Source organism: Thalassotalea marina, assembly GCF_014656435.1.
In the GTDB taxonomy this organism is placed as follows: Bacteria; Pseudomonadota; Gammaproteobacteria; order Enterobacterales; family Alteromonadaceae; genus Thalassotalea_C; species Thalassotalea_C marina.
On record NZ_BNCK01000009.1, the window covers coordinates 124098 to 134958 of the forward strand.

A 10861-nucleotide genomic window follows, 5' to 3' on the forward strand; every position below is an offset into this window, starting at 1 on the left:
TAGTCTGGATCAATCTTTAATAAAAAATTTTAGCTTTTAACTTTTAATTGCTCATTTAATACAATCGATTCGACAAATTGTTTAGCCTGCTCATAGCTTTTGGCATCGGCAAATACTGACTTGGCAGCTAACTTAACTGGCAATAATTCAAGCCAACGGGATACTACCCAATTTGCTTTATCTTCAAACTTAGCTTGATACATTGCATTTAAAGGCTCGTTCTGTTCAAACACTTCAAGCAAAGAAGATGCTAGCTTTTCTGTAGTATCATCATGTTCATTTATCGGCCAATGGTTAATTGTGCTCACGTCGGCGTGACGCAGCTTGTCTTCATCTACCGTGATATTTGCAAGTTTTACAAGTGCCTTACACTTTACATCAATCAGCAATAAGCCGTCTTGGTCTTGATCAAAGTTGATAATTTCAACCCAACTTGCCCAGTTTTTTTCAAATAACTTATTTTTTTGATCATTAAGTAACACCACAAAACCTTGATTTTGGGTGGCCATACGCACCATTTTTAAGTACCTAGGCTCGAAAATTCTCAACCGAGTAACACCGTCAGGCAGTAAAAATATTGGCAATGGAAATACGGGTAAATTCATAAAAACTCATCGTAACTAACTTACCACTAGATACGATACGTTAAGAAAAATTGATCACAAAAAAAGGCTCCTTTTTAGGGGAGCCCAAAGTGAGTTTAGTTGATACTAAATTCGTTAGTTTTCTTCGTTTGCCTTATTTGAATAGTTTGACTAGTTCGCTGATGTCGTAACAACAGTATCAATCACATGAATTACGCCGTTCGTTGTGTGGATATCAGTAGAGGTAACGTTGGCTCCCTGAATCTGTAGGCTAACTTGTGGTAATTTTACTTTCCACCACATGTCGTTAAAGCCATCTCCTTTCATTTCGCCAGCGGCATTATCATTGATATAGAAATACAGAGGTCGTCCGTTATAGGCAGCTTGCATGGAATTATCGTCTCTGGTGATTAGGCTTAGTCCAGGTATATTTTCCACTGCATTGTCAGTCACTAATACAGGTGGCCAGTTAGTTGTACAAGCATCATTACAAGTACTGCCCTCTGCGCCCAAATCACCGTCATACACATACAAGGTATAGCCAGCATTAGCACTATTCATGCCGCCAACTAACATACCATTTTGTGAATCATAGGCCACTTCGTCGTCTGCGCTGTTAGTGGTTTGACTAAAGTTAATCAAATTTACATTAAGCTTATCACCTCCGACAGTATCAACCATCTTACCATTTGCTGCATATGCACCAACAGAGTTAACTTGAACAGACAACACATGTTTCAGAAGTACGCTGGTCAGCGCTTCGTTGTCAGCCAATAAGGCGTTTAAGGTATCCGTTGGAATTTTATTAAAGGCAGCATTGGTTGGAGCAAAAACGGTAAAATTAGCATTTTCATCTGACAAAGTATCAACTAAATCGGCTGCTTCTAATGCGCTAACTAACGTTGAAAACTCGGGTAAGGATGAAGCGAGCTCAGCAATATTCATCGTTGCACCTGTATTAACGGCAGGAGGTAAAATCACCTGATCTACCACATGGATAACTCCATTGTCTGCCATCACATCAGTAGCGGAAATTACAGACGCATTTGCGTATAAAGTCCCGCTGGTGACTGAAAGTGCTAGCTCAGAACCATTTGCCGTAGTCACCGTATTTTGTTCAGAATTAGCCACTGCAATTGCAGCATCTGACAACACTTTAGCGTCAGCAATAACATGATAGCTGAGCACACTGGCTAGTTGCTCTGGGTTTGCCAGTAAACCAGAAAGTAAATCTGCGTCTAATTGGGCAAAAGCCGCATCGGTAGGTGCAAATACCGTAAATGATTTAGAAGTATCGGCAAGTAAGGAATCTAATCCCGCCACCTGAAGTGCACTAACCAAGGTATTGAAGCTGCCATTGTTAGACGCGACATCAACAATCGAATTTGCAGGCGTTGGTATCTCGACATCGCCAATAATCACCGCATCAATTACATGAATAATACCATTGGTGGTGTATATGTCTTTAATGATGATGTTAGCACCACCAAACATTAACATGTCTGTTTCACTGTTAATTGCAACAGCAAGTTTTGCATCCGACAAGGTCGTTGCTTCAGCTCCGTTTAATGTATACGCAGTCACTGAATTCACTTCACCAGCGACAACATGCTGCAATAATATTTGCGTTAAAATGTTTGGGTTTTCTATAAGTAGATTTAATGTTGCTTCATCGATAAGTGAAAAGGCGTCGTCAGTTGGTGCAAAAACAGTGAAGGTCTCAGCTTCATTGGCTAATGCAGCATCTAGACCGGTTGCTGTTAGTGCTGAAACTAAGGTAGTAAAACGACCATCTTCAATTGCAGTTTCTACAATATTTTTTGTTGCTTGCCCTTTATCTGCAGGAGGCATTAACACCGCATCAATTACATGAATAATGCCATTATCTGTTTTAATGTCAGTTGCTGTCACTGTAACTGTATTGACCAATAATTTATCACCATCTAATGATAAACCCACAAGATCACCATTGACCATTTCAACCGTCTGGCCAGCAGATGCAACAGCGGCACTAGCGTTTATTTCCGCGCCTATGACATGGTAAGTTAAAATATCACTTAAGGTGTCTGTATCTTGTAAAAGAGCATCTATTGTCGACTGGCCAAGTAGCGCAAAAGCGTCATCTGTTGGCGCAAAAACGGTAAATTTAGTACTGGTATCGGACAAGGTTTGATCCAACCCCGTTGCTTCAAGCGCAGCAACTAGCGTAGTGAAATTACCGTTTGCTACGGCAACATCAACAATCGTTGTTGGCTGTTCCATAGGCATTTCATGAGACTTTTTGTTGTCGTCATCGTCACACGCTTGCAGTAAAAACAAGCTAGCTACCGTTATTAAAAGTGTTTTAAACGTCTTCACTGTTTTTCCCTCTAGATTGGTTGACTTTTGTTCATACAGCACCGCCATGAGAATGGATCATGTTTTTTGACATTTATTTAATTTATTTTTCAGGGGTGATCTACACTTAAAATTGAGACGTAGAAATATGGTTGTTCTTAAAAAATAAGGAATTTTTATGCAGATACTTATCACAGGAGCTACAGGACTGATTGGTAAAGCATTAGTTCATTTATTATTAACAGATCAAAATGTTGAGATAACAGTTTTAACACGCTCCCCTGAAAAAGCAGTAAGAGTTCTTGGCCCCAACGTTACGCTTGTTACTCGCTTGCACCAGCAGTTAATTGATCAACAACATGTCGTGATAAATTTGGCCGGCGAGCCAATAGCTGATAAACGCTGGACCGACGGACAAAAAGAAAAAATATGCCAAAGTCGCTGGCATTTGACCGAAAAACTCGTGGAGTTAATCAATGAAAGTCCAACCCCGCCACAAACATTTATATCTGGCAGTGCAATTGGTATCTACGGCAGGCAACAACAATTAAATATCGATGAAGGATTCACAGCATTTCATCAAGAGTTTTCTCATCATGTTTGTCAACGATGGGAGAAAATAGCACTAGGCGCAAAATCCAATGCCACGCGAGTCGTTTTACTTAGAACGGGTATCGTGTTGTCAAAAGACGGCGGCGCTTTGGCAAAAATGATGTTGCCTTTTAAACTCGGCCTTGGCGGAAAAATAGCATCTGGCTATCAATACATGAGTTGGATACACATCGACGACATGATTAACGCGATAAATTTCCTAATACAGGATGACACCATTGAAGGCCCAGTCAATATGACAGCGCCCTCACCTGTGACTAACAAGTTTTTCAGTGAAACTTTTGCCGCTGTGTTATCTCGCCCATGTTTATTTACCACACCTGCATTTGTACTCAAAATAGCACTTGGCGAGCTATCAGAACTGCTCCTTTATGGTCAACATGTCATGCCTAAAGTCTTGCAGTCAAATGGTTATACTTTTAAATATCCAGATCTGAAGTTAGCCTTAATTAACTTGCTACACGATTAGAACATTGCTTAACATTTTTATCAAAAAACAGGGTGATATCAGCCACGGTAATACCCAACTTTTGCATTTGTGTTTTGTTTAACACTCGGTCTTGGTCAAGTTGGTACATCCAATCATCCAGCCATAAATGATAAGTTTCACCATCAACAGGCACCTTCAATTGGTAACGCCAATAAAACGCAAACCCCACTTCTCTGCCTTGTGCCATTCCTATCACGTCTCCGGCAGTTCCTTGATATCTGCCATCGGTTAATTTTTCAAGTTGCCAAACTCGAGTTGTGATTTCGCCATCATCAAAATAAAACACTTCATCGAGTACGCCCTTATTGTCATCCCAAGTACCTTCAATTTCTACGCAAAACCGACGGGTTATTTGCCCTTGGTAATCTTGCACAACACCCCATGCCGTTAGCTGATCAGAGAAATACTGCTTAATATCAAACTTGGGATTAGTGCCTTGGTAATCATTAATATCTGTACTGCAACTAGACAACATGAGTACGAGACATACGATATAAATAATGCGCATTAACTTGCTTCTCCTATCAGCTGTTTTCTAAGTTTAGGCTGGCTGGTTTTACTCGACAGCCAAATATCAAGAAACATTGGACCAAAGTTTTCGTCATTGATCTGTCCAATCGGTTTTTCATTGCAGTAGAAATAACTAACACCGTCTTTGACATATAAACTTAATGAATCACCTTGATTGATGTTTGGCCAAATCGCTTTAAGCTGCGGGATAAATGGCGAAAATTTATTTTCTAAAACGCCTATGTGACGCCATTGCTCTGCAGTTTTTTCGATAAGATCATCTGCTTTAATATCTCTTAAGTATTTGATATTAAATAGTATTGGCTGATTGATAATGCCTTGTTCATAACGACCTGTTGCGGTGTACAAGGTGCTTTGATATATATCCCAAAAAAGCATTGAAAACTTGGCACTGCCAACACTTTTCACTTGTGAAATGATCTCGTTATATTGGTAATGCAATGACTTACTGTGTGCAGGTGTTACGCTTATTACACAGATCAAAACCAAGTGTTTAATAAACTGTAACATTAGCGTTATCCCCCGAACTTATTTTGGCATTAAGATTAAAAAACAGCACCATTAATAGTGCCCAAATTGCAGATAACAAAACAAAGGTTGTGATATAGGGTAAAGAAAAAGCCACCGCGCCAAGGCGCTCTCCAGCAAAGTAGCTTAAAGGAGCAAAACAAGCACCAACCATGGCTTGCCAATACCAAGAAACACTAGCTAGAAAGGATAAACTGTGTCTTATTGTCGCAGCAAAACAAAGCCATAAAGCAACCAACCAAAGAGGTATTAAAGCGTGAGGAAAAATGAAAACATTAAAATAGGTTAAAAGACTATCAACCGTACATCCAATAACGGCGACTGCCAGAATGACTTTTGCTTCGTCTTGGCGATTTTGACAAAAATTAAAGTGTGCAATTAACGCTAAAACCGCGACAACGATAAAGACGTCGCCCAGAAGAACTAACCCTGCCCACAGTAAATTAAACCCGATCAGATTAACCCACATAACCTTTAACACGTACTCTGTTGTATCAACAATAAATAATAGTACGTATTACCGAGTTGTTTGGATTTCAAGACAATGAAATTAAGCCCATCTGTGATTGTTAGCCAATGCTAAAGAGGCATTGCTTTTTAAGAGCCAGCCTTCGCTTGTTAAATGTTTTACATCTGGCCAAGAACGTGTGCAGGATCGATTTTAGTGGCCTTCCATGCTGGGTATAAAGTGGCAATAACCGACAATAACAAAGCGATACATGCTGTGGCAGCAATATCGGAAACGGCTACATTGGTGGGAATAAAATCAACAAAGTAAATATCACCCGACAAAAATTTACGCCCCAATAAAACTTCAATGAATTCGAATATTTCTGTGAGGTTAATCGCGATAACCGACCCAAGAAGTGTGCCCCAAACAGTGCCAATGACACCGTTCCTAAAACCTTGCAACATAAACACACCCATAATAGTCGCATCTTTAGCGCCCATGGTTTTTAAAATAGCAATGTCGCCTTGTTTTTCTCTAACCGCCATAATCAAGGTAGAAACAATATTAAAACTTGCTACTGCAATCACCAGCACCAACACGATAAACATCACCATACGGACTAATTGGATATCTTTGTATAGATGACCCTGAGTGATAGTCCAATGGTAAATATACACATAGTTTCTAAGAGAATAAGCAGCTTCTTTGGCCACTTCAGGTGCCGCAAATACATCGCTAACGGCTAAACGTAAACCATGTGTTTTGTTACTTTGATAATCCAACGCTTGTTGGGCACTTTCAAGTGAGATAAACGCTTGTTGATTATCAATTTCGCCTCCAAACTTAAAAGTACCAGCCACGACAAAATTTCGTTTCCCCATGGCATTAAACCGGCTGTGAACCTGATTATTTTGTTTCATTGGCGGCATTAATAATTGCACTTTATCACCAATACTGACGCCAATTTTATCGGCAATACCTTGCCCTAAAATAATACTATTAGGCTCTGTTAACGCTTGCCATGAACCAGTTTTTATATGCAGTGGAATTGCAGAAACATTAGATTCTAAATTGACGTCGACACCTCTAATTTCAACACCTTTTAATTTGTCTTTATGCTGCATCATGCCCTGCATTTTAATAACAGGAGCGGCTGCAATAACTTGAGGGTGACGCATAACACGCTGACTTTCTTGTTGCCAGTCTTCAAACGGTTGGTTTAAGGCAATAAGCTCACTGTGTGGAACAACAGATAATAAGTGCTGTGACAACGCACGTTCAAAGCCGTTCATTGCACTCAAGACCACAATAAGGACCATTACACCAATAGCTATGCCGATGGTCGAAGAAGCAGAAATAAACGAAGTAAACCCTTTAAGCTGCTTTTGACTTATGTAGCGACGAGCAATAAAAAGACTGAGTGATTTAACCATGTGTTACATCCGTCAATGGCTTTAACACCCCATGATCTAATTTCACTTGGCGGTGCATTTTGTTGGCAAGCGCTAGATCGTGAGTCACAATAATAAAACTGGTTTTAAGCGATTGATTTAACGACTGAATTAACTGGTAAATTTGTTCACCTGTATCAAAATCAAGATTACCCGTTGGCTCATCCGCTAACACCAACGAAGGCTCGGTGACTAGTGCTCTGGCAATCGCCACACGTTGCCTTTCACCGCCGGAAAGCTCCGCTGGTCTGTGTTCTTTGCGATGAGACAAGCCCACTTTTTCAAGAAGTTCAGTTGCTGCTTGTGTCGCTTTTTTAGGAGAGTCACCTCTAATTAATAGTGGCATTGCAACATTTTCTAATGCTGTAAACTCCATCATCAAATGGTGAAATTGATAAATAAAGCCAATATGTTGATTGCGAAACTTAGCCTTTTCTTTTGCTGACAATTGATGAATATTCGTGCCATTGATAATAACTTCGCCAGTACTCGGCGAATCAAGCCCACCAGCAATATGTAAAAATGTACTTTTACCACTGCCAGAGCTGCCAACAACGGCAAGTAATTCACCAGCAGGCACCATAAGGTTTAAGCCATTCAATACCGGCGTTTCAATTGCGCCCTGGCGATATGCTTTAGAAATATTATTGCACTCAATGGCATTACTCATGACTTAAAACCTCGGCTGGTTGAGTAAGAGACGCGCGATACGCAGGATACAAAGTGGCTAAAAAACTCATCAGTAATGCTGAACCACTAACAGTCAATACATCAAGCCATTGCAAATCAACTGGCAAACTTTGTGTGGCGTAACCACCACCCAATAAATTAACTCCCAAAACCGACATAATATCGTTAAGGTTTAGTGCTAACAAAACACCAAAAAAACTGCCCAACGCAACGCCCCAAAAACCATTGATGACACCTTGTGCAATAAATATTTTCACTATGCCAGCACGGTCCATTCCGCAGGTTTGCAAAATAGCGATTTCGCCTTGTTTATCAATGACCACCATCACTAAAGCAGACACAATATTAAATGCCGCGACGGCAACAATCAGACTGAGCATTAGCCATATCATATTTTTTTCCATCTTAACGGCAGAAAACAACGTCCCTTGGCTAGTTTGCCAAGAACGCGCAGTTAACGATGGAAATTGTTGATGAATTTTTTCAACAACTTGTTCAGCTAAAAAGGCATCTTGCAAATACAGGCGCAAATGGCTTACTTCGTCATCTTTAACCCTAAGTAGTTTATTGGCATCATTTTTATGCATATAAATAACACTGTCATCTACTTGCGATCCCATGTTAAAGATACCTGCAATGGTAAAAATACGCTGCACGGGAATTCTTCCCATTGGAGTGAAAATGGTTTTTGCCGGTACCACCACTCTAATTTTATCCCCTTGAGAAACATCTAGTTTACGCGCTAGGCTCTGCCCAATAATAACTTGATAAGCTGTTGTACTAAGAGAGTTTAATTGCCCGTTCAGCATATGTTGAAAGACTAAATTATGCTGTTCTTGCTCAGGTTCAATACCTTGAATCAATACACCTTGTAATGCGTTATTGGATAAAACAAGTGATTCAGCCTCAACGATAGGGCTAATATTTTGGACAAATTCGAGTTGTGATAAATCTTTTTTAGTCTGTTGCCAATTGGATGTGTCATCCTTCGGAACTTCAACCAACACATGCGGCACTATGGCTAAAATACGTTTTTTTAGCTCACCTTCAAAGCCATTCATTACCGATACCACCGCGATCAACGCAGTAACACCAAGCAAAATACCTGATATGGAAAAAAATGTAATGAAAGAAACAAAACCGGTTCTTTGCCTACTGCGGCTATATCGCAGGCCGATAAAAAAGCTAACTGGGTGAAACATTAAATAGGAAATGTAATGATTTTTATAAAGCCAAGCATAACACAGGCTTATAAATGAATATAAGCCCCATGGAAATTTTTGTTACAAAGCTTAAAGTGTGCGATTAAACAGTTCTACAGCCATACCATAAACACGCAGCGCTAGTGCAGGATCGTATCTATCGCCTTCATCTCTCATAAAAGCATGCTGAGCATTAAATTCGTGCCAAGTAAATATGTTACCGGAGTTAATTAAATTAAGGTGAATGTTCATCCGGCCTTCATCTGGCACGTGAGGATCTTGCTTACCCCAGATCATCATGAGTTCGCCGTGAATATCCTTTGTTCGAGAAAATGAATCATTGCCTGGCTGACACGGCAGCGTATTTGAATGGATATCTGTGGCATATAAACAGCACATGGACAATACATTTGGGTTTAAACCAGCACGATACGCTAAATGACCACCAATACACACTCCCATAGCCCCTACTTTGCCAGTGCAATAGCTTTGATTTTTAGCGAATTCAACTAAGGCTTGGGTATCGCTGTCATGATGTTCAAGCGGCTTAGCCCACTTATCATTATTGCCTTTATCTTTACCTGCATCATCGTAGCCTAACACAGTACCAATTGGGTTTAACTCGTGAAATACTTCTGGTACTAACACCACAAAGCCATGACCCGCCAATATAGCGGCCGTTCTGGCAATTGGTGCTGTTTGCTGAAAAATTTCAGAATAAAAAATAATACAGGGGTATTGGCCTTGCGCTTGTGGTCGGTAAATATAGGTACGCATAGTACCTGTTGCGGTATTAAGATCGACAAGTTCTGATTGAATGATCAAGATACGATTCCTGTGTATCATCAAATGGTTGAGCAATATATTATTAAGCCTTTGCACTGGAGCAAAATAACAAATTGAAATAACGCTATTACCTTCTGGGGATGTTACGTTTGGCTGCGCCAATAGCTTAAACGTAAATGACCTAACACGTTTTATTTATGCCTAACTTTACCTCCAATTATCTTAAGTGCAGGCACTCCCCTGATAATGGTTGCTCGAGCAAACTCTTGCTGGCACCCCGGACACACTCCTTGTTGTTCAGTGTGATCCTTGACGATTCGCTCAATAAAACATTTTACCAGTGCACCTTTTCCACCTTTACGGTATTTAAAAAGTTTTGTCCGGCAATTAGCACAATAAATATCAACGGTTTTTGATGGCCCTTTGGCATTGGGTTTTGCCACACGCTTTTATCTCTTTTCAATAAAACATATTAATTATAAGGGTTTAAATAAATATTAAAACTCACTAGACAAACTACGAATAAATTAGTAGGTTAATAAAAAAGCAATTAAGTAATGGAAATAAAAATAAAATGGAAAGAGTATTACTGCTGCCGCTTTTGCTAATGATCAATACCCTGTTAAGTTTTGCCAGCGCCCAAGAGCCCGTTAAAAAAGCACCAGAGAAAGAAGAAAACCCCTATATTCAAAAGTTTGGATTTAAACAGTTTAACTTTAATTTTGAGCAGCTTGATAGCAAAAACAATTTAGAATATTGGCTTTTAAAAGGCGATCATAACAAGCCAATTACCGATGAAAAAAATAAACGAGGTGGCGAAAGATCTTTATTTTTGTCTACGCTAAATTCAGAGAATGACCAACCATCGAGTTTTATTTACCAAAGTATGGATGTTGGCTTTCCAGTAAATAAAATTAACCTCAATGGTTTTATCAAATTTTCACCCGCCACACCGCAAAGTCAATTTACATTAATCTTAACCGTTTATGACAAAGCATCTACAGAATCTCAGCTGAAATATGTGAGCTACCAAGTTGACAATACGTTAGATTGGGAAGAAATAGAACTCTCGTTACCTATAGTAGATGAAGCACAATTTATCAGTATCACCGGCTATTTACAGGGCAAAGGTGAACTGTGGTTAGATGAGTTATTTTTCAAATTTGATTCCAGCGTTAATTAGGCTGTGTTGAATTTTC

At 39.6% G+C, this 10861-nt stretch carries 12 protein-coding genes; 2 read left to right on the forward strand and 10 right to left on the reverse strand.

The genetic code is table 11. The annotated features are described in order from the left end of the window. Positions 1-29: 29 nt before the first annotated feature. On the reverse strand, positions 30-605 hold the full coding sequence (locus IE199_RS17905) for an LON peptidase substrate-binding domain-containing protein (RefSeq protein ID WP_189773391.1): 576 nt from the start codon (positions 603-605) through the stop codon (positions 30-32). Positions 606-755: 150 nt separating this feature from the next. Beyond that, on the reverse strand, positions 756-2990 hold the full coding sequence (locus tag IE199_RS17910) for a fasciclin domain-containing protein (protein ID WP_189773393.1): 2235 nt from the start codon (positions 2988-2990) through the stop codon (positions 756-758). A gap of 109 nt (positions 2991-3099) precedes the next feature. Here IE199_RS17910 and IE199_RS17915 point away from each other — a divergent pair, with 109 nt between their 5' ends. Then, entirely contained in the window at positions 3100-4002 is a 903-nt protein-coding gene (locus IE199_RS17915) for a TIGR01777 family oxidoreductase (RefSeq protein WP_189773395.1), read from the forward strand. Here the strand turns inward: IE199_RS17915 and IE199_RS17920 are convergent. From IE199_RS17920 to IE199_RS17955, 8 genes are all read right to left on the reverse strand, one after another. Next, positions 3983-4531 (reverse strand): DUF3833 domain-containing protein, encoded by a 549-nt coding sequence (locus IE199_RS17920; protein ID WP_189773397.1) that lies wholly within the window; start codon positions 4529-4531, stop codon positions 3983-3985. The two genes, IE199_RS17915 and IE199_RS17920, sit on opposite strands and share 20 nt — an antisense overlap. Continuing rightward, positions 4531-5064, reverse strand: coding sequence for a chalcone isomerase family protein (locus IE199_RS17925; protein WP_189773399.1), 534 nt, complete (start codon positions 5062-5064; stop codon positions 4531-4533). Before IE199_RS17925 ends, IE199_RS17920 begins: the two co-directional genes overlap by 1 nt. Beyond that, complete coding sequence (locus tag IE199_RS17930) at positions 5048-5551, reverse strand: DUF2878 domain-containing protein (RefSeq protein WP_189773401.1); 504 nt, start codon at positions 5549-5551, stop codon at positions 5048-5050. Before IE199_RS17930 ends, IE199_RS17925 begins: the two co-directional genes overlap by 17 nt. Positions 5552-5709: 158 nt before the next feature. Then, entirely contained in the window at positions 5710-6966 is a 1257-nt protein-coding gene (gene lolE / locus IE199_RS17935; protein WP_189773404.1) for a lipoprotein-releasing ABC transporter permease subunit LolE, read from the reverse strand. After that, a complete protein-coding gene (gene lolD, locus IE199_RS17940) occupies positions 6959-7654 on the reverse strand; it encodes a lipoprotein-releasing ABC transporter ATP-binding protein LolD (RefSeq protein ID WP_189773406.1) in 696 nt (231 codons plus the stop codon). Before lolD ends, lolE begins: the two co-directional genes overlap by 8 nt. Next, positions 7647-8876, reverse strand: a complete 1230-nt coding sequence (locus tag IE199_RS17945; protein ID WP_189773408.1) for a lipoprotein-releasing ABC transporter permease subunit — start codon at positions 8874-8876, stop codon at positions 7647-7649. The genes lolD and IE199_RS17945 overlap by 8 nt, the downstream gene beginning before the upstream one ends. 90 nt (positions 8877-8966) lie before the next feature. Continuing rightward, positions 8967-9701: a dienelactone hydrolase family protein gene (locus IE199_RS17950; RefSeq protein ID WP_189773409.1), complete on the reverse strand. Its 735-nt coding sequence runs from the start codon at positions 9699-9701 to the stop codon at positions 8967-8969. A gap of 152 nt (positions 9702-9853) precedes the next feature. Then, positions 9854-10105 (reverse strand): hypothetical protein, encoded by a 252-nt coding sequence (locus IE199_RS17955; protein WP_189773411.1) that lies wholly within the window; start codon positions 10103-10105, stop codon positions 9854-9856. 131 nt (positions 10106-10236) lie between these two features. Between IE199_RS17955 and IE199_RS17960 the strand changes: the two genes are divergently transcribed. Continuing rightward, on the forward strand, positions 10237-10845 hold the full coding sequence (locus tag IE199_RS17960; RefSeq protein WP_189773413.1) for a hypothetical protein: 609 nt from the start codon (positions 10237-10239) through the stop codon (positions 10843-10845). The last annotated feature ends 16 nt before the right edge of the window (positions 10846-10861 follow it).